We start from the raw sequence: 23,060 nt of genomic DNA on the forward strand, positions 1-23,060 counted from the left end.
TACAATCGTATGAGAGTATTGACTATAGCCCTTTTTACGGGTTCCCTTTTGATCGGGTGTGGTGGCAATCCATCAAAAAAAGAAAAAATTGGAACCCAACAAGAGCCTGAGATAGGTAAGGAATTGACCGATGAGCAGTTGTTGGATTCCGTTCAGAAACAGACGTTTGACTATTTCTGGGAAGGTGCAGAACCAGAATCTGGTTTGGCTCGTGAGCGTATTCATTTGGATAACGTTTATCCAGCTCATGACAAGGATATTATTACCACAGGTGGTTCAGGCTTTGGCCTCATGGCCATTTTGGTAGGGGTAGAGCGCGGTTTTATTAGCCGTGAACAAGCTTTGGAGCGTTACGAGAAATCGGTCTCATTTTTAGAAAAAGCGGATAGATTTCATGGGGTTTGGCCCCACTGGCTTATGCCCGACGGAAAGATGACGCCTTTCAGTAAGATGGATAATGGAGGGGATTTGGTAGAAACTGCTTTCTTGGTACAGGGCCTGTTGACCGTAAAAGAATATTTTGAGTCGGGTAATGAGCGTGAGAAAGAACTGGCGAACAGAATTCAAAAACTTTGGGAAGAGGTTGAGTGGGACTGGTACACCAAAGGTGAAAATGTACTCTATTGGCATTGGTCGCCTGAATACAAATGGGAGATGAACTTCCCTGTAGGTGGATATAATGAGGCTCTTATTATGTATGTTTTGGCTGCAGCTTCGCCAACACATCCTATAAAAAAGGAAGTTTACGAACAAGGTTGGGCTAAAAATGGCGAAATTAAAAATGATACTACTTTTTATGGTTTAAGAACCATAATAAATCATTATGAGCATGACAGGTCTCCTGTTGGCCCAATGTTTTGGGCACATTATTCGTATTTGGGCCTCAACCCGAAAGACTTAAAAGACCAATACGCAGATTATTGGAAGTTAAACGAGAACCATGCAATGATTCAGTATCGTCATGCCGTAGAGAATCCGCATGAATATAAAGGGTACGGAAAGAATCTTTGGGGATTTACTTCTAGCTACTCAATGAAAGGGTATGCAGGTCATAGACCTGACCGTGACCTTGGTGTTATATCACCAACGGCCGCACTTGCCTCTATGCCATATACGCCTGAGCAGAGTAAAGATTTTTTACGGTACATGTATACGGAACAGGACTCTTTAATTGGTAAATATGGTCCCTATGATGCCTTTAGCTTAGAGCACAAATGGTACGTGCCAAGGTATTTGGCAATTGACCAAGGGCCTATTCCTGTAATGATAGAGAATTATAGAAGCGGACTTTTCTGGCAACTTTTTATGACCAATTCAGATGTGCAAAAAGGTTTAAGAAAATTAGGATTCACTTCTCCAAGTTTGCCAAATGAATAAAGTTGTTGGTCTCTTTTTATTGGTCTCGTTGTGCTTTTCATGTTCTTCTGATGATGGGAAAAATGGCGCAATCGGGGTTTCCGAGCTGCCCGAAGTTCCTGAGGAAAATGTACCTGAAGAAGAAGAGGAAGAGGAGGAAGAACTTCCGGAGCTCTCGGATGAGGAACTGTTAGACCTGACGCAAAAAGAGACCTTCAAATATTTTTATGATTTCGCGCAAGCAGAATCAGGTGCTGCTCGTGAAAGATATCATCCTCAAGACCTGACCAATGACCCTAATACGGTTACTGTTGGCGGAACAGGTTTTGGGTTAATGGGGATTCTTGTGGGAATTGAAAGGGGATTCATTTCAAGAAGCGAAGGTGTGGAAAGACTCGCTAAAATTATGTCGTTTTTAGAGGAAGCAGACCGCTTTCATGGCGCTTGGCCTCATTGGTTAGATGGACAGACAGGTAAGGTGCTTCCATTTAGTGAAAAAGATAATGGTGCAGATTTAGTCGAAACTTCATTTTTAACACAGGGGTTAATTTGTGTAAAGGAATACTTAAAAAACGGTTCTCCCGAAGAAAAGGAGTTGGCAGCGCAAGCCGATAGTTTATGGAAAGGAGTGGAGTGGAATTGGTTCACCCAAGATCAAAATACTTTGTATTGGCATTGGAGTCCCGATTTTGGTTTCGATATCAACTTAGAATTAAAGGGGTACAACGAAGTTTTGATGACGTACGTTATGGCAGCGGCTTCTCCCAATTTTCCTATTAATAAAGAAATTTATGAAAATGGCTGGGCATCAAATGGCGCTATTGCCAATGGCGCTTTAGCATATGATATTCCTCTGGTTGTAGACCATGCAGGTAATTCTCCCAAAGGCGGGCCATTGTTTTGGGCACACTACTCTTATTTAGGGCTAGATCCTCGAAACTTGGCCGACGCTTTTGTGAATTATGGTGAAGCGGCCGTAAATCATGCCAAAATCAATTTGGCGTATTGCATAGATAACCCAAAAAATTTTACGGATTATGGCGAAGATTGTTGGGGTCTTACTGCTAGTTACAGTAGAAATGCCGATGGCGGTATAGGGTACAATGCGCATAGCCCGTCTAATGACACAGGTGTAGTTTCGCCTACCGCGGCACTAAGTTCTATGCCGTATACTCCGGAAGCTTCGATGAAAGCGTTACGGTATTTTTATAAGAATAAAGATAAACTTTTAGGCCCTGCAGGTTTTTATGATGCTTTTAGTCCGCAAAACGATTTTTGGGTGGCAGATGCATATTTGGCCATAGACCAAGGTCCTATTTTAGTTATGATAGAAAACCATAGGTCAGAATTACTATGGCGACTTTTTATGCAAAATGAAGATGTAAATAAAGGTCTGGATGCCTTAGGGTTTACCTATTAGAACCCAGTGAATTAGTTAGGATAAGATTGAAAGGTGCCACTTTACAAGGAATGGTGCACAGGGATGTTTTGGTCTTTATTGAACGTGAATGAAAATGATAAAATGTTGAAAATGAATACTCTAAAAATAAAATTACTCTCCTTTATCCTTTTGTTTGGTTTAGGATTATTTTCCGTGAAAGCACAGGAAAAGATAGATCAAGTAGAAGCGCTACTTTCAAAAATGACCTTGGAAGAAAAAATAGGGCAGCTCAATTTATTAACCCCTGGTGGAGGTATTGCCACAGGTTCGGTGGTGAGTAAAAATGTAGAAGCAAAGATAAAAGCAGGTCAGGTTGGGGGCTTGTTTGGAGTCGCAGGACCAGAGAAGGTGCGTCAGGCCCAAAAAATAGCTATTGAAAACTCTCGACTTAAAATACCGTTGTTAATTGGTTCGGATATTATCCACGGCTATAAAACTACCTTCCCCATTCCTTTGGGAACCGCAGCTAGTTGGGATTTGGAGCTGATAAAGAAAATGGCAGAGACGGCAGCCAAGGAAGCCACTGCGGACGGAATCAACTGGAATTTTTCTCCCATGGTAGATATCGCTCGTGATCCCAGATGGGGGCGTATTGCCGAAGGAGCAGGGGAAGACCCGTTTTTAGGAAGTGCCATTGCAACCGCAATGATAAAGGGCTACCAAGGTACGGATCTAAAGAAACCTAACACCATGATGGCTACGGTGAAGCATTTGGTGCTTTATGGCGCTGCCGAAGGTGGGCGTGATTACAATTCCGTAGACATGGGAAAAGTGAAAATGTACAACCAATATCTGCCAGTTTATAAAGCTGCCGTGGACGCAGGAGTAGGTAGCGCCATGACCTCTTTTAATGATATTGACGGCGTACCGGCTTCCGGGAATAAATGGATGATTACGGATTTGTTGCGGAAACAATGGGGCTTTGAGGGAATGGTAGTTTCCGACTATACTTCGGTCAATGAGATGGTAGCGCATGGTTTGGGTGATTTACAAACGGTGTCGGCACTTGCCTTAAATGCAGGCCTTGATATGGACATGGTGGGCGAAGGCTTTTTAACAACACTCAAAAAGTCTGTAGAAGAAGGTAAGGTAAGCGAGGAATCTATCACTCAGGCTTGCCGAAGAATCTTGACGGCCAAATACAACTTAGGCCTTTTTGACGACCCTTACCTTTATGCCGATGAAAGTAGACCTGAAAAAGATATTCTAAGCCAAGAGAACCGCAAGCTTGCCCGAGAAGCAGCAAGGCAATCGTTCGTATTATTAAAAAAGCATGAGAATGTACTTCCGTTACAGAAAAGTGCCAAGATAGCTCTAGTTGGACCTCTTGCGAACAATAAAAACAATATGTTGGGTACTTGGGCGCCGACAGGAGACCCGCAGCTTTCCGTTCCTGTTTTTGAAGGGTTTAAAAATGTAGCACCAAAAGCAAAAATAAATTATGCAAAAGGAGCTAACATTACCAACGACCCAGATTTGGCAAAGCGTGCCAATGTATTTGGAACGCGTGTTGAAATAGACGAACGTTCACCGGAAACGCTTTTGAACGAAGCGTTAAAGCTTGCCGCAAATTCAGATGTTATTGTTGCTGTGGTAGGAGAAGCAAGTGAATTTAGTGGAGAAGCCGCAAGCAGAACCAATTTATCCCTTCCTGAAAGTCAAAAAAGAATGTTGACCGAACTATCAAAAATAGGTAAGCCAATGGTCATAGTCCTTATGAGCGGAAGACCTCTGACCATTGAGGACGAGTTTGCCTTGCCAGCGAGTATACTCCAGGTGTGGCATGCCGGTATTGAAGCAGGTAACGCTATCGCGGATGTTGTATTTGGAGATTATAATCCTTCGGGCAAATTAACGGCAACATGGCCGCGCAACGTAGGTCAGGTTCCCGTGTATCACAGTATGAAGAATACGGGTAGACCGATTGAAGCTGATAATTTTCAAAAATTCAAGTCCAATTATCTAGATGTAGTCAATACCCCACTTTTTCCTTTTGGCTATGGATTGAGCTATACTGAATTCGGCTATAAAAACCTGAAGGTCCAGCACTCGGAAATCGCACAGAACGAAGCGGTAGAAATTTCGGTAGAGGTTACCAATACAGGTGATTTTGATGGTGCGGAAATCGTACAGCTCTACCTTAGAGATGTGGTAAGGAGTATTACACCACCCATGCGAGAGTTGAAAGGATTTACCAAGGTTTTCTTGAAAAAAGGCGAAACCAAGACTGTAAAATTGACACTACAACCTAATGACCTTAAATTTTATAACGGAGCACTTGAGTTTGTTGCTGAGCCAGGTGATTTTGAAATATTCGTGGGTACCAATTCGCAAGCGGAATTGAAGGCATCCTTTAAATTGAACTAGCATGAAAAAGCGTTTATACTTTTTTCAGGTATTGATTGTATTGGTTTTTGGGTTTCAATCTACGCAAGCACAAGAGGTGTATTTAGATAGTATTCATGCCAAAATCGGCAAAGAAACTTTTACTTATTCCGATACCTTAAAACTGGACTTCTATTCTTCTGAAAAAGGGGTTGTACCCAATCGTCCTTTACTGATTTTAGTTCATGGTGGAGGTTTTTCCGGAGGGAAGAGAGACAATTTCTTGGAAAGCGGATTTTCAGAAGCTATGGCAAAAAGAGGCTACGCCGTTGCTTCAATCAGTTACAGCTTACGAAAAGGAAAATCCTTTGGGTGCGATTGCCCATCCACCGAAAAAATAGAAACGTTCAAATCCGTTTCTGCCGATGTTTTGAAAGCCACTAGGTTTTTAATAGGCAAATCCGCTAAGTTGAATTTCGATAAAAATAAAATTATTCTAGTGGGCAGCAGTGCCGGGGCCGAAGCTGTTCTCAATACGGCATTTTTACAGTATCACCCGGACTTTAAAAAATTGCCTTATGGAGATATAAAATTTGCCGGTGTAGTTTCATTTGCCGGGGCCGTTCTAAATGCGGATTACATAGTGAAAAATAATGCTGTCCCTACTTTACTATTCCATGGTAAAAAGGATAAACTGGTACCTTTTGGAACTGCGCCACACCACCACTGCATAGCATCCGCAGCTGGTTATCTTATGTTAGACGGTTCAAGGACCATTGCTGAAAGGTTGAAGGTGCTCAATACATCATGCACCTTGGTTTATGACCCGAACGGTAGTCATGATTGGGCAAATCTGCCCTATGCTCAGGTAGACCTAATTTCTGAATTTATTCTACAAAATGTTCTCAACGGAAAGCTTATCCAAAGTCACGTGAGAATGTCCCCCAAAAATTAATTATCATGTTTCGTTTCTCAAAATTACTAGTACTGGTTTCGTTGGTATTTCTCAATTGTAAAGAGGAGACCATTGAACCTAAAAAATCAGATAAAAAGACCAACATCCTTTTTATCATGGCCGATGACCATGCTATTCAAGCCATAAGCGCCTACGGGCATCCGCTAACACAACAGGCCCCGACTCCCAATATAGACCGTTTGGCAAAGAACGGGGCGCTTTTTACGCACAGTTACGTTACAAACTCTATCTGTGGGCCAAGTAGGGCTGTAATATTGACCGGAAAACACAGTCATATAAACGGTTTCAGACAGAACGGAGATCAGTTTAACGGTAATCAGGTGACGCTACCCAAAATATTAAAATCAGCGGGGTATCAAACAGCAATTGTGGGAAAATGGCATTTGCACGGGGAGCCTCAAGGATTTGATTATTCCAAAATAATTGTAGATCAGGGCAACTATTACAATCCGGATTTTATTGAAAAAGACGATACGACAAGAATACAGGGCTATGCGACAGATATTATTACCAATGACGCCCTTAACTGGTTGCAAAACAAAAGAAACGATAGCCTTCCGTTTTTTATGATGGTGCATCACAAAGCCCCGCATCGTAACTGGATGCCGGCATTGCGTTATATGAACAAATATGACTCCGTTCAGTTTCCATTGCCTGATACGTATTTCCCGTCCTTAGAAAATCAACAAGCGGCAGAAGCTCAACTACAGACCATATATGACGATATGTACGAGGGTCATGACCTTAAAATGAGCAAGGAATACGGAAGTACGGAATTGGCACACAATCCTTGGACAACCGATTTTGAGCGAATGTCCCCTGAACAGAGAAACGCATGGGACAAAGCATATTTACCAAAAAATAATGCCTTTCATCAGGCGAATTTAAAAGGTAAGGATTTGGCCAAATGGAAGTTCCAGCGCTATATGCAAGATTATATGGCCACCATAGCCGCTGTAGATGAAGGTGTAGGTAAGATTTTGGATTACTTAGAGGAATCCGGATTGGATAAAAATACGTTAGTAGTCTATACTTCAGACCAAGGTTTTTATATGGGTGAGAAAGGATGGTTCGATAAGCGTTTTATGTACGAAGAGTCTTTTGGGACCCCTTTATTAATGCAATTGCCAGGCACTATTTCAGCAGAAACCAAGGTAGACGCTATGGTTCAAAATTTGGATTTTGCACAGACGTTTCTCGATTTTGCTGGTGTAGAAGGAGAAAGTAGAGCCATGCAAGGACAATCGTTTAAAGGACTTTTAGATGGTTCTATGAATCCTGAAGATTTTAGAGATGTACTTTATTACCATTACTATGATTATCCTGCCTTTCACATGGTGAAAAAACATTATGGCATTCGTACAGCACGGTATAAGTTAATGCACTTTTATGATGATATTGATATTTGGGAATTTTATGACCTGTACAAAGACCCAAAAGAACTGAATAACATAATTGATGATAGAACCTATTCATCTGTAATTGAACAAATGCACCATAAGCTAGATAGTGTTCAAAAGGTTTATAAGGTAACGGAAAAGGAATTTGTGCAAGCACCTGAGAAAAAAGTAAATGATGCGTACAAACAGTTTAAACGACTGAGAGGCAAGCCATAGTTTTAATTGTTTGTTGGTTTAGGCTGAATTAGGATATCTTTCATTTTAGCGGTTGCTAAAGGAAAGAAAGTGTATTTTTATTCGACAAATAGGCCAAAATCAACCAATTTTGAAACTATTGAAAAAAAATTACCCGTTACTTTACATTTTGTTTTTTGTGGCCAATATCGTGTTTGCACAAGAAACAGAACAATCTATTTTTGTTACGGCAAATACTTGGGATGCTTCTAATACCGAAATATTATCTAGTATAGTTGACGAGTCAAAATTGACTCAGAACCCAACTTTGCTGATTGTGGGTGATGCTGTGCCTACTAAAGCATACAAGAATTCTTTAAAGAAACAACTGGGCCTTGTTGAACCGCTAGGAAAAAATGTAATTTTTATGCCTGGCCATAAAGAATGGACATATGGACATAAAGGCGTTTCGGATATTGAAAAATATATTCAGAAAAACAGCAAAGCTAAATTCTATCCTGACGATGCAGAGCCCATTAAGCATCATGATTTAGGCGAAAATGTAGAGTTGATTACCGTAGATTCTCAGTGGTTTTTAGAAGATTGGGATGACCATGTTTATATCAACGAAAATTCTGAAATTCAGAATAGGACCTTGTTCTTTTTAGAATTTGAAAATCGCATTAAAAAAGCACAGGGTAAAATAGTCCTTGTTGTTATACATCACCCCATAAGAACACTTACAAAACAAGGTTTTCTTAATGATATTGGGGGCTTCAAGACAGGGGATTTTCAAAACAAACAATACCGCACACTAAGAAACAGACTAAAAACAATAGCTAGGGGTGCAGAAAATGTTATTTTCTTATCTGGTCAAGGTAAAAATTTACAATATATAGATAGCAGTGTGCCACAAATCATGAGTGGTGCAGCGGGAGAAACTGAAGCGGTAGAGAAAGGCAATGAAGGTGATTTTTCAATTGCTGAAAAAGGTTATGTCCGGTTAGATATTACTACCGATGGCGGAGTTTCTGCGAACTATCTGGCATTAGAAAATGGTGTTTTTAACGAAGTGTACAAAACAATTGTTTTAAAAGGAAAAACCGGCGATACGGAAAAATATACTTTTCCAGAAAGCTTCGATACATATAAAAAAGCATCAATCTATACCAGAGAGGCTACTACCAAAACAGGATTTTGTAAAGCAGTATGGGGTGAACATTACAGAGCGTTTTATGGTAAAGATGTAAACGCTCCCTTGGTTTTATTGGATACTTTAATGGGAGGTCTTGCCCCTGTGAAACGTGGTGGTGGACAACAATCAAAATCACTTCGATTGGAAGATAAACACGGTAGGCAATACGTAATGCGTGCCTTAAAAAAAAGCACAATAAAATTCTTGCAGGCCAATGCATTTCAAGAGGCCTATATTGGCGATGTTTTAGATGATACCGCTGTAGATAAATTGTTGGCTGATTTTTATACCACGTCTCACCCTTATACTCCTTTCGCCATTGCCGGGTTGTCAGATGCTGTAGGGGTAAATCATACCAACCCTATATTATATTACGTTCCTAAACAAGCAACTTTAGGGGTTTACAATGATGAGTTTGGAGATGAGTTGTATATGATCGAAGAACATGTGGGTGACACCCAGTTAGAAGCAAAAAGTTTTGGAAAACCACAAGACATATTAAGCACGGCAGATGTTTTACAAGTGATAAACAAATCGGGTAAATCGGTTGTAGATGAGTCTATGTATATCAGAGCCCGACTATTCGATATGCTTTTAGGAGATTGGGATCGCCATGAAGACCAATGGCGTTGGGCGCTGTATAAAAATGAAGATGGAACGGAATATTGCAGTCCTATTCCTAGAGATCGTGACCAAGCCTTTTCAAAATATGACGGTGCTTTAGTCAGTTTCATAACAAGAATGATTCCTGGTTTACGAAAAATGCAAACTTATGATGAAGACATAAGAAGTGTAAAGTGGTTTGCCTCATCACCCTATCATTTAGATTTAACTTTGATACATGCATCGGATTGGGACGAATGGGAAAAGCAGGCTGAACATATTCAAAAGGGACTTTCCAATGATGATATCGTCAAAGCTTTTGAGGCAATTCCGGAGGAAATACAGGGAGCAACAATAGAAGGTATAAAACGGAAACTGCAGGGTAGGCGTGATAATCTAAAGGAAATTGCGAAAGCCTATTTCCTATATCTGAATAAATTTCAGGTAATTACCGGTACCCAAAAATCAGATGATTTTACGATAACAAGATTGCCAGATGGTAAAACCACTGTGAAAATTGACCGTAAAGATTTGGGACTTCTTAATCAGACTTATTCACGAAATATTACCAAAGAAATCTGGATTTTCGGGTTAGACGGCAAAGATACGTTTCTGGTTGAGGGTGAAGGTGACCATCCTATCAAAATAAAAATTGTGGGCGGTAAAAAACATGACACCTATAATTTTAAGAATACACGGAAAGTAAAACTATATGACTATAAAAGTAAAGCCAATACGGTTGTAAACAAACGTTCTAAAAAATGGTTGGTTGATGATTATGGTTTAAACAATTACGACCATAAAAAAGTAAAACATAGTTTTAATCAGCAGCTACCTTTAATTGCTTTTAACCCTGATGATGGAGTTAAAATAGGGATAGTTAGTAACCATACTTCTTATAATTTACAGCGTAATCCGTTTACGTACAAGCATAGTATAAATGCTGCTTTTTATACCAGTACATCGGGTTTTGATCTGTCATATAAAGGTCAGTTCTCAAATGTATTTCATAATTGGAATTTTGGTCTAGAAGGTTTGTATACCAGCCCTAATTTCTCGGAAAACTTCTTTGGTTTTGGTAACGAAACTTACTATGATAAAGACGAAGAAGATTTGGATTTTAATCGGGTTAAAATCCGAAAATTCAAGGCAGCTATATCTTTAAATTGGGAAGGCGTTAACGGAGGTTCATTTTATTTTAAGCCTTTAGTTGAAAGTTTTGATGTGGAGAATACGTCTGACCGCTTTGTTTCATTATTACCGGCAAACAGCTTAATTTTTGACAGACAGACCTACGGTGGCGTGGAGGCCGCTTATAATTTTAAAAACAAGAACAGCTCAGCTTTTCCAACCATGGGCCTAGATGCCGGTTTGACGTTGGGTTATAAGACCAATATTGATAATACCGATGCAGAAAATAGCTTTGCTTATGTGGTACCACATTTAGCTATAGACCATAAAATAACCAAAAGCGGTAGTGTGGTTTTTGCTACTAAAATAGCTGGTGACGTCTTAATTGGTGATAACTTTGAATTTTATCACGCCGCAACTATTGGTGGAAACAATAGCTTAAGAGGCTTTAGAAATGAGCGTTTTACGGCTAAACAATCTTTTTATCAGAATACAGATTTAAGATTTCCCTTAGGAGGATTAAGAACAAGTCTGGTTCCTTTTAGATTTGGGCTAACGGGAAGTTTTGATTATGGTAGAGTTTGGCTAGCGGGCGATACCTCAAAAAAATGGCATAATTCCGTAGGGGCTTCGGCTTGGCTAATAGGCGCTGAAGCATTCACGGCAAATCTAGGATATTTTAATAGTGTAGACGGTGGACGTGTAGTCTTCGTACTGGGCTTTTCTTTTTAATAAAAATACTACCAATGAGAAAACAAATGCATTTAGCAGCCCAATACTTGGCCGCTGCAGGAATCAGTTTCTTACCCAAAAAAGATGACGATAGTCACACCAATTTGGGCTGGTCCAATGAAAAGCAGCAAATGGAAACACACCGGTTATCTCCAAACGGGGATGTACTTGCACTGGATTACGGGACTTTTAGTTTAATATGGAATTCTAATAGTGGTTCTGCCGCATTGCCTTTAAATAATAGGTCCCATGCGGAAGTTTTAAAATGGATTCAAGAAACTTCGGCGGCATTTTTAAGCAAATCATATACCTATGCTTTTCATTATGACTTGCCTTATACTATTGATACATCATTTACATATCACTTAGATGAATCGGAATTAAAGGAGTTGGCAAGTTTAAGAACTTTGGCGCAGTCTAGTTTGGAAAAAGTACTTAAGGAAACAGGACTGGAATCGGATGTGCGTATTTGGCCACATCATTTTGATTCTGGAGCTTATGCCAGTTTAAATGACGATATAGCGGTAGGTTTAGGATTGGCAATTCCTGATGCCATGGTAAACGAACATTATTTTTATGTCAGTGGATATGAAAAAGGTAAAGGAATTGATACTTCTAACTTTAAAAACCTTTCATTGGGTGAATGGAAGAACGAAGGTTTTGAAGGAGCCGTGTTAATCGCTGATCATAGAAACAAAAAAGAAGTGGTTAAGTTTTTTATCGAAGCTATCAATGGCTATCCTGCTTAACTGTTAGAATTCAGTACGCTTAAATAGTGTAGGGTTAATTCATTAAAGATGTATTTTGTTTTACCCTAAAGCACCTTTCTTCGCCTAAATAAAGCGGATTACCATGTTTTTCAGACCAAAATCCGTCTAAAACATCATTGTTGATGCACTGGTAAACTACAACACCTTTGTAAATATTTTGGTCATCACCAGAATATCTAAAGTTTATTACCAGAATATTGTTTTTAAAGAAACCCGTCCCTGTTTGTTGTTGTGTATTGTTGATGGTCCATTTAGCTATAATTCTTGAATTTAAATCTAAGGATAAAATCAATTTTCCTTTATAGGTGTTATTTTCGGCATCTTGATTGCTCCCCATTATACTATATTCCCCAACTAAATCTTCAACAGTCATATAATTTTATTTCAGTTGCGAAAATATTGAAAATTTTAAAGGTTCATTTCATAAGAAGATGTATTAAAAAAGAAAGACCGAAAAAACAAAGTTTCTCCGGTCGATCTGCGTAGTTGAATAGAACAGTAACAATTAAAAAATGAAAATCCCAATCGAGGCATTTGGTATTCTCGCTTAACAACTAAACTTTAATTGGGGCAAAAAGGTTCTATTCAAAACTACTTTTAGGCATTTTATCTTTGTAGAGGTCTATAACGGTCCTTACACTTTTATGTTTTTTTAGGAGTAGTTTTGCCAAATCAGCTTCAATACCAAGAGCTTCTATAATCATTTTGGTACCACGTTCCACTAATTTTTTGTTAGACAATTGCATGTCTACCATTTTGTTTCCTTTTACTTTTCCGAGCTGAATCATTACCGATGTTGAAATCATATTCAGAACCAGTTTTTGAGCCGTACCGGCCTTCATTCGGGTGCTTCCGGTTACGAACTCGGGTCCAACTACAATTTCCATGGGATACTCCGCTGTCTGGGATAAAAGTGAGTTTTCGTTACAAGAAATACCTCCGGTTATGAGACCTTCTTCCTTGGCCTTTTTCAACCCGCCAATTACATACGGGGTAGAGCCAGATGCGGCAATACCCAGAAGTACATCGTTTTTAGTGATATTGAAGGTTTTCAGGTCTTTCCAAGCTTGTTCCGTATTATCTTCCGCATTTTCTACCGCTTTTCTTAGAGCCACGTCACCACCGGCAATAAGACCTATGATGTGGTCATCTGACACCCCAAAAGTAGGAGGACATTCAGAGGCATCTAAAACTCCTAATCGTCCGCTAGTACCGGCGCCAATGTAAAAAAGTCTTCCGCCTTGCTGCATTTTATTAACTACAGCGGCCACAAAATTATGAATCTGTGGTAGCGCTTCTTCTATGGCCATCGGAACGGTTTTATCCTCAGCATTTATAGAACTGAGCAGCTCTAATAACTCCATCTTTTCAAGATTGTCATATTTAGAGGGTTGTTCAGTGATGGGTTTACTCATCTTTCTTTGTTTTTTTATGTATTAATAGTAGTCCTGTAATAGTAATAGCTGCGTTTACGGCTATGTTTATAAATCCGAAATCGAATTGAAATGTATTTTGAAAATAACTTCCCAAAAAATAAGTGGCTATAGGTGCGGAAACGCAAACCAAGGGTACCCATTTATCTTTAACGGAAACTTTGGTGAACATGCCAAAAAGGTATAAGCCCAATAGCGGCCCGTAAGTATATCCTGCAACCTTAAAAATGAGTGAAATAACATCACCTTTGCTATTGGCGAAAGCCATAATGATTACAAAAATGACACATGAAAACCCGATTAAAACTAGATTCTTCAGCTTCTTTTTGGTTTCACTTGGTTTATGTTCAATATCTAGAAAGTCGTAGGTGAACGAGGTTGTAAGGGCGGTTAAAGCAGAGTCCACGCTAGAAAATGAGGCGGCAATAATTCCCAGGATAAAAAATATACCTGCCAGAATACCTAGATGGTTCAATGCCAAGTTAGGGAATAGAGTATCCGTATCTAACAGTAATCCGTTTTTGCCTACTTGTAAGGCTATACCATTATCTTGAACATAGATGTACATTAAAATGCCAAGTCCCATAAAGAGAAATTGGGTAATGGCCAAAATGAGGCTATAGGTGAGTGTGTTTTTTTGAGCGTCCCAAACGTTTTTGCAGGTTAGGGTTTTCTGCATCATGTTTTGATCCAGACCGATCATGGCAATGGCCACTAAAATACCGGCTATAAATTGTTTGTAGAAATTGTTTCCTGAAGCGGCATCCCAATTAAAAATTTTAAAGTATTGGTGCTTTGTAACGCTTTCAACGGCTTCCGGTAAACTTAGGTTTAGAGAAGTTATGATGGTGTAAATAGTTATTACGGCGCCTAAAATGAGAAAAACCGTTTGCATGGTATCCGTCCATACAATTGTTTTAATTCCTGATTTGTTGGTATAGAGCCAAACTAGGGCTAGAATAAGAATCACGGTTAAGAAAAAAGGAACACCAAAGTGGTCGAAAACCGCGAATTGTAAAATTTTTGCAGCCAATAATAATCGCAATGCGGCACCAAAAGATTGCGAAACAAGAAAAAATAGTGATCCCGTTTTATAGGTTTTACTGCCGAAACGGTCATTGAGATAGGAATAAATGGACACTAATCTCAATTTGTAATAAAGGGGAGTTAATACAAAAGTGATAAAGAGATACCCCACAACATTCCCCAATATAAATTGATAGAAGTGGAAATTGTTGTTACCCACCATCCCCGGAAGGGAAACAAACGTAACTCCAGATAGACCGGCACCGACCATACCGAATGCAACTAAATACCAAGGCGATTTACGATCGCCCGTAAAATAGGTTTCGTCACTTGAATTCTTTGATGAGAAATAAGAAATGGCCATCAAAGTATAGAAATAGATGGCTATGATAATTAAGATTAGAGTAGGACTCAAAAATGTAGGCTTTAAGGTTTAATGAAGTGTATTGACAAAGACTTTATCAACGAAGCTTCATTTGTATTTGGAGTATAAGCGAACCAAAAATAAGGGCAGCTGTTAAACTGCCCCGTTATGTTACAAGTGTTTGGAATTATAAAGCGGGGTTTGCAGGAGTATTGGTGTTATTATCTCTTTCCGCATTAGGGTAAGGGTAATAGTTCCGGTTTCTTTCTGAATCCGCATCCCCAGGTCCCGGTCTTTCAAACCTTCTATTGTCTTCTAAGGACAATCCTGTTAAATACAATTCTACTCTTCTGTTTTTATAGATTTCATCTAAAATATCGTCTTCGACAATAGGTCCTGAATACTCAGGAAGATTAGCTCCTAGGCCATAAATATCCGTTGTTGCTGTTTTCGTCAATACTGAATTTAGTTCGGTAACTGCATTCGTAAGGTCATTGGTTCTTGCGTATGCTTCTGCTTTGATCAAAAGAATTTCGCCCGGTAAATACACAGGGATTTCATCAAGATTATCGCTCCAAAAACCAACTACTTGGTAGTTTGGAGTTTCTGCTTCTAAATCATCTGCAGTAACATAGAAAGGTATACGTGCATCATTTTCATCAGGCAACAATTCCGAAGGCAGGCCGAAGGTTAAATCTTTTGCCTGCGTTACGTTCTGTGAACCGAACCAAAATGCCAGCGGGTTAGGAATGGAAGCATCGTAAACCCAAGTAGATTTAGCCGAAAGGTCAACTGCATTAGCGGCAGTTAGTGCTGCATCATAGTTACCGGCCATTAGATTGAATCTTGCCAACATAGCATTCACTGAGTTTTCTAGGTCTACTGAGGTAAAGATATCTGCGGTGGCAGTAGCATCCAGTCCTGCATCTATATATCCTTTGGCTTCGGTTAAATCTGCTATGGCACTTTGTAGTACGGTGGCACGATCTTCAAAAGCTGCATTTTCCACAATCTCTAATGGAATGCTTTCAAAAAATTGGATTAAGGTTCCGTGAGCCATTGCTCTATAGAAAAGACCGTAAGCCTTTAAAGAACCCGAAGCAGAGGCGCTCTCACTTGCATCATCAGCGGCATCGATCACCGTAGTCGCCTCTTTTCGGGTTAACATTGCATTCGTCCACATGTTGATTAAAACTTCGTTTCCTCCGTTTACATCATCACCACCAAGCAAAATTTCGTTTTCACCTAGGTTACCAGGGTTCAACAGTCTCAATTCATCAGTATTCAATCCGGATATGTGCGTGTACGTATAAATAATACCCGCACGGTCCGAACTCCACCTTTGTTGAATCCCGTTTATCAACATTACTAAATTATCTGTGTTGTTCACTACATCTGGTTCAAGAGTAGAGTTGGGGTCTAAATATTCGGTATCACAAGATGATGCAACGATCACCAAAGCAATAGCCATTAGTTTTATTATGTTTTTCATATCAGTCTTTTTAGAAGTTTGCGCTTAGTGATAATGAGATGGTCATAGGAATTGGAACGTTACCGAAGTTTACGGATCGTAACAAGTTAGATTGTCCACCTGCGTTGGTCTCAGGATCGTAGCTGAAGAAATCATCAAAAGAAATCAAGTTTCTTCCTATTAAAGACAGCTTTACATTTTCTAATGTAGAATTGAAAAGTTCAGGAAATTCGTATCCTAACGATACTTCACGAAGCTTTACAAAAGAACCGTCTTCCATTCTGAATTCCTCAATAGGGTAAACACCGGCAATGTATCCTCTTGGAAGTTCACCACTAAGTTCTTGTTCGGCCAATTGGCCAAGACCAACCCCTTGTCTAGTTCTTTTATCGGCATCAAAAACATCAAAACCTTGTACGGCTTCCCAAAGCATGCTGAACGAAAAGTTCTTGTAAGCAAGGTCGGTACCTACGCCTAAAATATAATCAGGGTTGGGGTCTCCTATGACTTTTCTTAAAACATCGCCTGTAGGTTGACCGTTGGCATCGCGCATTGGTGTGTTTGTTGCTAAATCCCCTCTTTCCGGTTGTGGAACGCCAACAGGACTACCATCCGTAGATGCACCGGTTAAAAGCAATTCTCCGTTATCATCTTTGGCATAGTAAGTACCATAGAAAACTCCTAAGGCTTCTCCTTCTTTAACTACTGGTGGGGCACCTGTTAAACTGGCAATGGTAATATCACCACCAATGGTTTCTTGTACTTTATTCTTGTTACTACTGTAATTGAAGTTCAGATCCCAAGTAAGGTCGTCCGTTTTAATAGGAGTGATTCTAGCGTAAAGCTCAATACCGTTGTTACGCATAGTACCCACATTTTCCGTTCTTGAAGAACCGCCAACGGAAGGCGCAAGCACTCGGCCTACGATTAGGTCTTCAATATTTTGACGATAGTAGGTGAACAATAACGAAGCTCTATTATCAAAGAAACTTAAATCTGTACCTACTTCAAATTCTTTGGTACGCTCAGGTTTTAGACCTTCGTTGCCCAGTCTGTTGTTCTGCTGTAGAGTTGAAGAACCTAGGAAATCATTTGAACTATAGCTTCCGTATCTTTCATAAGGGCTAATGGCGGTTAGGTTACCTGCCTCACCATACGATGCTCTTAATCTTGCCGAGGTAAAGAAACCATCACTGTTCCAGAAAGGTTCGTTAGATAGCACATATGACCCAGAAACCTTTGGGTAAAAGTTAGAGCGTTCGTCTACATCAAAGTTTGTAGCGCCATCTATTCTTCCTGCCAAGGTCAAAAATAATTTGTTGTCCCAGGACAAGGTTTCTTGAAGAAAAAATCCGTAGATATCTAGATTGGTGTCAATGGGTTGAGTATACAAGGGAATGGTAGGCTCGTTGTTGGCATCTAGACCTCGCCCTTGCGTACCTTCAAAAGAAAGCTCACTAGATTGAAAGCTATAGCCTGCAGTGGTAACTGAGTTTAATTTATCAGAGATATCTATATTGTAATTGGCGTTGATATCATAGTTCCAGTTAAAGACTTTAGCTTCTGCATCACCCATATATCCATCATTAAAATAGGCAGGGTTAACATTCGCATACGGATAAACGGGAATACCAATATGACCTTTTTGATTGTAAGTATCCACACCAATAATCTGGTCTATCGTTAGGTTTTCGATAGGCTGAATTTTTAAATGTAGATTGGGAATAAAGTGATTGACATTTTGAGTAATATCAAATGTTTCAATTATGGTGAGAGGATTCACTCGTGTGTCTTCTACGGCCATTAAGTTACCGTTAGCGTCCCTTTGGGTAATATCAAACGTATTGTTGGTAATGTTGATAGAGTTGATAGGGCTCCAGAATACGTTTCCGTCAGGCTTCTCATCAGACTTGCTATTGGCATAATAAAGGCCAAGGTCATAAGAAATCCAATCGGCTATTTGATGTTTAAAATTCAATCGCGCTGAAAAGCGGTCAAATTGGGTGTTTTTAATAATACCCTCGTTGCTTAGGTACCCTACGGATGCCATATAGCTCATTTTTTCGTTTCCACCTTTTGCAGAAAAATACGTATCGCTACCAAACCCGGTCTGAAAAATTTCGTCCTGGTAATCGTAACGTGTTGTTTCGAATTTATTGGTAGATAGATTTCTATAAGTAGTAAGGGCATTGCCATCATTGGGGTCAAAACCGAAAATAGGCCAAAGTCTACCGGAAAGCGCACTATTAGGTACCGTTTCAAACTCTTCCCCGCGTAAGTTCAAATCCAATTTTTTACGAATTGTACTTACATTAAAAGTCGACTTTACGAAAAATTCGGGTCCATCTTCGTAATTGCCACCTTTTTTAGTGGTAATCACCACAACACCGTTAGATGCTCGTGAACCATATATGGCAGCAGCGGCGGCACCGTTCAAAATATTTACATTTTCAATATCGTTAGGGTTAATGTCCACCATTCTATTTTGACCAGGTGATGCATCTCCGCTATCAATATTTAGGTTGGTAACGTTGGTGGTCAGGTTGCTGGTAATTACCCCATCAACAACATAAAGGGGCTCAGAAGATCCTTTAATAGTACTCGGTCCTCTTAAACGAATGGAAAAACCACCGGCAGGATCACCGGAATTTTGTGTAATCTGGGCACCGGGCACTTTACCTTGTAAGGAAGACGTAATATTTACGGGAGCTGCTTTCACCAATTCTACCGATTTAACCGTAGTAATGGCATTACCCAGTTTTTTTCTGGATTGCGTTATGGAAGAACCTACAAGAATTACTTCGTCTAGGGCATTTGCATCTTCATGCAATGTTACATTCACCACTTGGTCTGATCCGGTCAAAGCAACTTCTGCAGTTTTATAACCAATGTAGCTAATGGTTAAAGTTTTGTTGGTAGCATCACTTACTTGAATGCTGAAATTTCCGTCAAAATCTGATGTTCCTCCCGTAGTGGTTCCTTTTAATACGATACTTGCACCGGGTAATGGAAATCCGTCATCGGCAAGGACTGTTCCCGAGATTGTAGTTGATTGTGCAAATGAGCTGAGCGAGAAAAATACTAGCAAGAGCACAGAGAGCACGTAATTCGTTTTTGTCATAATAGAGTCTTTAGCTTGTTGTTTGACCAAACTTAGAAGAATATTCTATTATTTGCAATTTATTATTGCAAAAAAACAGCAAAACAGAAGTGTTTATGGCATTTTAATAAAAAGAGTATGTAAAATGCAGTATTTTGTTGCAAACTATGCGATTTAATTCTTAATTTGATATTATTGTGTAAACAAAACCATTAGCAATTGAAGAAAAGTAACAGACATCAGGTCATATTAGAAGAGGTACATCTGCACAATAGAGTGCTTTTGACTGATTTGGCCGGAATTTTAGATGTATCTATGGATACCGTCAGAAGAGACGTAAAAGAGTTGGATAAATTAGGAAAGCTACGAAAGGTGCACGGCGGTGCTATATCAAACGGATTTAATATATATACTGACCGATCAGGCGAAATCTTTCAGCAAGACAGCAAAGTTAATATTGCCCGCAAAGGTATATCCTTATTAAAGGATGGCGATGTTATTCTTATTAGTGGAGGGTCTACCAATCTTGAATTGGCAAAATTGATACCGGCAAAAATGAACCTGACCTTTTTTACGCCCAGTTTACCTATGGCCATTGAATTGGTCAATAATATGTCTGCGAGACATGAAGTTTATCTCATAGGAGGGAAGTTATCCAAAGAATCGCAACTGGTTACAGGTGGTGGTTCTATTAACAGCCTAGCGGACATTACTGTGGATATTTGTTTCTTAGGAACCGGATACATAGACTATACAAGAGGTATAACAGAAGCAGATTGGGAAATTGCACAAATGAAAAGTGCCATGATCAAGGCTTCAAAACGCTTGGTAGCTCTTACCATCAGCAAAAAATTAAATACCGTAAACCGTTATAAAATTTGTGATATCAGTACTTTGGATGCTTTGGTAACGGAGCTTGATCCGAATTCGGAATTGCTAGCTTCCTACAGGGACAATGGGGTAGAGTTGATTTAGGAAATATAAATCAACACTAAATGATGCCAAGGTTTTTGTGCAGCCGTTTTACGGAGTTTCACCTTGTAAAGTTTTAATATCGGTAGTCAATTGGGTTAAATGGTTCGTATTGGTGCCATCATAAACACCTCTAATTCTCTTTTTTTTATCGATTAAAATAAAATTAGGGGTGTGTATGAAATCTTGAAAACCTCCATCGCCTTGGTCAACGGCGGCAAAAAAGCTTTTTCGCGCTAGGTTATATATATGTTTTTTGTCGCCCGTGGTAATATGCCATTTCGTATCTATGGCACCATGTCTTTCACTGTACTTCTTTAAAACGGATACACTATCCAGTGCTGGCGTTACGGACATGGAAAGGAGCATTACATCATCCTCGTTCAGGAATTCATCTTGCAATTTTTTCATGTTGTTGGCCATTACCGGGCAGATGGTGGGACAACGTGTAAAGAAGAAATCGGCTACGTAGATTTTGTTTCTATAATTTTCTTGGGTAACTATTTCATTGTTCTGGTTGATTAGGTGAAAATTGGCTATCGTGTGTTTTTCCAAACTTCCCTGAACGGAAGTATCAACTAATTCCGCATTAAAATCCGTTGCATTATAAATAGGTAATTTGGTGCTTGAGGAAAGTAGGACGTACAACAAAATACTCGCTGATAGAGTAAAAAATAGGATAGTAGGTAGCGGATATTTTAACTTGCCAAACAGGTTCATTTCGGATGTGGACTTATAAAACTGAAGTTTCAATTTTTATATCGGCGTGCTCCCAAGCTTTATCAAATTCGGCTTTGATAGCCTTTGCCTCTTCTGATTTGTTTTGAAATTGTAAAGCGTGGTAAAGTCCCATTAAAGACCATCCGTTCTGTCTAAGGACATCTAAATCTTCTTTAAATATCGTTTCGGCTTTATCATATTGCTCAGCTTTTAAAAGCACTGCGCCTAAATTTTGTCGAGTAGGAATATGCCAAGCAGCAGGCTCCGTATAAGTAAGACCGTCTTCTAGTTCTACTGCTTTTTCCAAATGCATAATGGCTTGATCGTGATTACCTTTTGAGGCTTCCAATTCCCCCGCCACCACTTCGTAAGCTATATGGGCTGAACGGATAGACGCATTATTTGCCGTTGCAACAAGGGTTTCCAGTTCAGGGTCTTTTCTGATGGATTCTAACGCCTCTAGTTCCTCTTGGGCTTTTTTCAGGTTACCTTTTCTTATAAAGGCAATGCCCCTGGCGTAATGGCGAATAAGATTGAGATGCTTAATTTCCGAATCCGGGGCGGGGATGGTCAAAATTTGGTTCCATTTTCCAAATCGGGTATAGGCCAATAGGGGCGTAGCGGCAAAATCCTGTAGAAAAGGTAGCTCCTTTAGTTCACCCACGGGAACCTTTTCGGCTGTTTTTTTTGCTGCATCTATAGCAATTTCACTAGCACCCAAAAGACTTGCGGAAGACCACAAAAAGTGAATGTTATGGGGGTAATACGCTAAAGGGTAAAGCCCCTGCGAAAAGCATTGAGCAATATAATCTTCATCTGCGGCAATAGCGGTTTGATTTGTTTTTACGGCATCTAAATATCTTCCCACTCTAATATAGATATGGGAAGGCATATGAACAATATGGCCTGCACCGGGCATGAGGGAAGCCAATTTGTCCGCACTTTTTACGCCCATATCCGGATGCGGTAATTCTACCATGTGTATATAGTAATGGTGTCCGCCAGGGTTTTCGGGCTCAAGTTCCATAGCCTTTTCCAAGGCCGTTTTTGCTGCTTTGATATTCGGGCCTGGGTTTCCGTTCTTGTCCCAATAGTTCCACCTTGTCGTATTCATGGCCGACTGTGCAAAGAGAATTAGAATATTGGCATCGTTCGGATACTGTACGACCACTTTTTCCATTTCCTTAAAATAGGCAAGGTCCAGAAGGTCCGGGTCCATGTCAAGGTCTGTACTGTATCTGGCGTTCAGTGCTTTTATTAAAGCTTGTTCTTTTTTATTTGCGGTTGGTGCCATGTTATTGGCCATGACCAATGCTTCGTTAATTTTGGTTTTTCGTTGTTCGTCCGGTAAGGGGTCGTTAATATTTGGGCCAAGGGCATACGCTTGCCCCCAGTACGCCATGGCCGATTTGGAATCCAATCTGGCGGCTTCCAAAAAAGACCTATGAGCTTCTGCATGGTTAAAGGCGTAGGACAGCTTTATGCCCTGGTCAAAGAATTGCTGAGCGCGCTCATTTTTTGTAGCTATCGGAAAATGAAGATTTCCCAAGTTATTGAACAATGGCGAAATCTGTTTGGTGGTATCAACTCCGTTCAACATAAATTTTGCCGGAGTACACTTAGTAAAACTGAACGACGCTTTTTGATACCCGTTTATTTGGTAAGAGTTGGCATCCTTATGTAAAAAATATATCGTTAGGAAGAATAATACAGTAATCCAAGGTAGTGGAAGTTTTGCTTTCATAGCGCCTTTCTTTTGGTTCTTAATAATAAAAGGGGGAGGCAGATGATAAGCCAATGGGGTTACAGTTCTGTAATTGATAGAAAAGAGCACAGACTTATAATCCTAACTAAATTAAAAAGTAATGAAT

Annotated in this window: 15 protein-coding genes; 8 read left to right on the forward strand and 7 right to left on the reverse strand. The window is 39.8% G+C overall.

All coding sequences use genetic code 11. The features are described 5' to 3' along the window. The first annotated feature begins 9 nt into the window (after positions 1–9). The 7 genes from P0077_RS16560 to P0077_RS16590 all read left to right on the forward strand — a co-directional run bounded on the left by P0077_RS16560 (position 10) and on the right by P0077_RS16590 (position 12,082). Positions 10–1,377 carry a glucoamylase family protein gene (locus P0077_RS16560; RefSeq protein WP_276166319.1) on the forward strand — a complete coding sequence of 456 codons (1,368 nt, stop codon included), beginning with the start codon at positions 10–12 and terminating at the stop codon, positions 1,375–1,377. Next, positions 1,370–2,776, forward strand: coding sequence for a glucoamylase family protein (locus P0077_RS16565; protein ID WP_276166320.1), 1,407 nt, complete (start codon positions 1,370–1,372; stop codon positions 2,774–2,776). The genes P0077_RS16560 and P0077_RS16565 overlap by 8 nt, the downstream gene beginning before the upstream one ends. 111 nt (positions 2,777–2,887) lie before the next feature. Continuing rightward, entirely contained in the window at positions 2,888–5,164 is a 2,277-nt protein-coding gene (gene bglX, locus P0077_RS16570) for a beta-glucosidase BglX (RefSeq protein ID WP_276166321.1), read from the forward strand. A 1-nt stretch (position 5,165) separates the two neighbouring features. Then, on the forward strand, positions 5,166–6,077 hold the full coding sequence (locus P0077_RS16575; protein ID WP_276166322.1) for an alpha/beta hydrolase: 912 nt from the start codon (positions 5,166–5,168) through the stop codon (positions 6,075–6,077). A gap of 5 nt (positions 6,078–6,082) precedes the next feature. Further along, positions 6,083–7,714, forward strand: coding sequence for a sulfatase family protein (locus P0077_RS16580; protein ID WP_276166323.1), 1,632 nt, complete (start codon positions 6,083–6,085; stop codon positions 7,712–7,714). A gap of 109 nt (positions 7,715–7,823) precedes the next feature. Further along, positions 7,824–11,333 carry a bifunctional metallophosphoesterase/BamA family protein gene (locus P0077_RS16585; RefSeq protein WP_276166324.1) on the forward strand — a complete coding sequence of 1,170 codons (3,510 nt, stop codon included), beginning with the start codon at positions 7,824–7,826 and terminating at the stop codon, positions 11,331–11,333. A 14-nt stretch (positions 11,334–11,347) separates the two neighbouring features. Next, positions 11,348–12,082, forward strand: a complete 735-nt coding sequence (locus P0077_RS16590; RefSeq protein ID WP_276166325.1) for a hypothetical protein — start codon at positions 11,348–11,350, stop codon at positions 12,080–12,082. Between the two features lie 34 nt (positions 12,083–12,116). Here the strand turns inward: P0077_RS16590 and P0077_RS16595 are convergent, their stop codons facing one another. The 5 genes from P0077_RS16595 to P0077_RS16615 all read right to left on the reverse strand — a co-directional run bounded on the left by P0077_RS16595 (position 12,117) and on the right by P0077_RS16615 (position 19,518). Continuing rightward, positions 12,117–12,476 carry a hypothetical protein gene (locus P0077_RS16595; protein ID WP_276166326.1) on the reverse strand — a complete coding sequence of 120 codons (360 nt, stop codon included), beginning with the start codon at positions 12,474–12,476 and terminating at the stop codon, positions 12,117–12,119. Between the two features lie 208 nt (positions 12,477–12,684). Then, positions 12,685–13,518: an N-acetylmuramic acid 6-phosphate etherase gene (gene murQ / locus P0077_RS16600; protein ID WP_276166327.1), complete on the reverse strand. Its 834-nt coding sequence runs from the start codon at positions 13,516–13,518 to the stop codon at positions 12,685–12,687. Beyond that, positions 13,511–14,977: a sodium:solute symporter gene (locus P0077_RS16605; RefSeq protein ID WP_276166328.1), complete on the reverse strand. Its 1,467-nt coding sequence runs from the start codon at positions 14,975–14,977 to the stop codon at positions 13,511–13,513. The genes murQ and P0077_RS16605 overlap by 8 nt, the downstream gene beginning before the upstream one ends. 136 nt (positions 14,978–15,113) lie before the next feature. After that, a complete protein-coding gene (locus P0077_RS16610) occupies positions 15,114–16,418 on the reverse strand; it encodes a RagB/SusD family nutrient uptake outer membrane protein (RefSeq protein ID WP_276166329.1) in 1,305 nt (434 codons plus the stop codon). A gap of 10 nt (positions 16,419–16,428) precedes the next feature. Beyond that, positions 16,429–19,518, reverse strand: coding sequence for a SusC/RagA family TonB-linked outer membrane protein (locus P0077_RS16615; protein WP_276166330.1), 3,090 nt, complete (start codon positions 19,516–19,518; stop codon positions 16,429–16,431). A gap of 198 nt (positions 19,519–19,716) precedes the next feature. Here P0077_RS16615 and P0077_RS16620 point away from each other — a divergent pair, with 198 nt between their 5' ends. After that, positions 19,717–20,472: a DeoR/GlpR family DNA-binding transcription regulator gene (locus P0077_RS16620; RefSeq protein ID WP_194526912.1), complete on the forward strand. Its 756-nt coding sequence runs from the start codon at positions 19,717–19,719 to the stop codon at positions 20,470–20,472. A gap of 48 nt (positions 20,473–20,520) precedes the next feature. Here P0077_RS16620 and P0077_RS16625 read toward each other — a convergent pair whose 3' ends face one another. Both P0077_RS16625 and P0077_RS16630 read right to left on the reverse strand, forming a co-directional pair. Next, positions 20,521–21,222, reverse strand: a complete 702-nt coding sequence (locus P0077_RS16625) for an SCO family protein (RefSeq protein ID WP_276166331.1) — start codon at positions 21,220–21,222, stop codon at positions 20,521–20,523. Beyond that, positions 21,203–22,933 carry a tetratricopeptide repeat protein gene (locus P0077_RS16630; RefSeq protein WP_276166332.1) on the reverse strand — a complete coding sequence of 577 codons (1,731 nt, stop codon included), beginning with the start codon at positions 22,931–22,933 and terminating at the stop codon, positions 21,203–21,205. The genes P0077_RS16625 and P0077_RS16630 overlap by 20 nt, the downstream gene beginning before the upstream one ends. Positions 22,934–23,060: the final 127 nt, after the last annotated feature.

The sequence above is a fragment of the Zobellia alginiliquefaciens genome, assembly GCF_029323795.1.
Lineage (GTDB): Bacteria > Bacteroidota > Bacteroidia > Flavobacteriales > Flavobacteriaceae > Zobellia > Zobellia alginiliquefaciens.

Coding starts and splice junctions, on each gene's coding strand:
- P0077_RS16560 (WP_276166319.1), top strand. CDS start 10: ATGAGAGTATTGACTATAGCCCTTTTTACGGGTTCCCTTTTGATCGGG.
- P0077_RS16565 (WP_276166320.1), top strand. CDS start 1,370: ATGAATAAAGTTGTTGGTCTCTTTTTATTGGTCTCGTTGTGCTTTTCA.
- bglX (WP_276166321.1), top strand. CDS start 2,888: ATGAATACTCTAAAAATAAAATTACTCTCCTTTATCCTTTTGTTTGGT.
- P0077_RS16575 (WP_276166322.1), top strand. CDS start 5,166: ATGAAAAAGCGTTTATACTTTTTTCAGGTATTGATTGTATTGGTTTTT.
- P0077_RS16580 (WP_276166323.1), top strand. CDS start 6,083: ATGTTTCGTTTCTCAAAATTACTAGTACTGGTTTCGTTGGTATTTCTC.
- P0077_RS16590 (WP_276166325.1), top strand. CDS start 11,348: ATGAGAAAACAAATGCATTTAGCAGCCCAATACTTGGCCGCTGCAGGA.
- P0077_RS16595 (WP_276166326.1), bottom strand. CDS start 12,476: ATGACTGTTGAAGATTTAGTTGGGGAATATAGTATAATGGGGAGCAAT.
- murQ (WP_276166327.1), bottom strand. CDS start 13,518: ATGAGTAAACCCATCACTGAACAACCCTCTAAATATGACAATCTTGAA.
- P0077_RS16610 (WP_276166329.1), bottom strand. CDS start 16,418: ATGAAAAACATAATAAAACTAATGGCTATTGCTTTGGTGATCGTTGCA.
- P0077_RS16615 (WP_276166330.1), bottom strand. CDS start 19,518: ATGACAAAAACGAATTACGTGCTCTCTGTGCTCTTGCTAGTATTTTTC.
- P0077_RS16630 (WP_276166332.1), bottom strand. CDS start 22,933: ATGAAAGCAAAACTTCCACTACCTTGGATTACTGTATTATTCTTCCTA.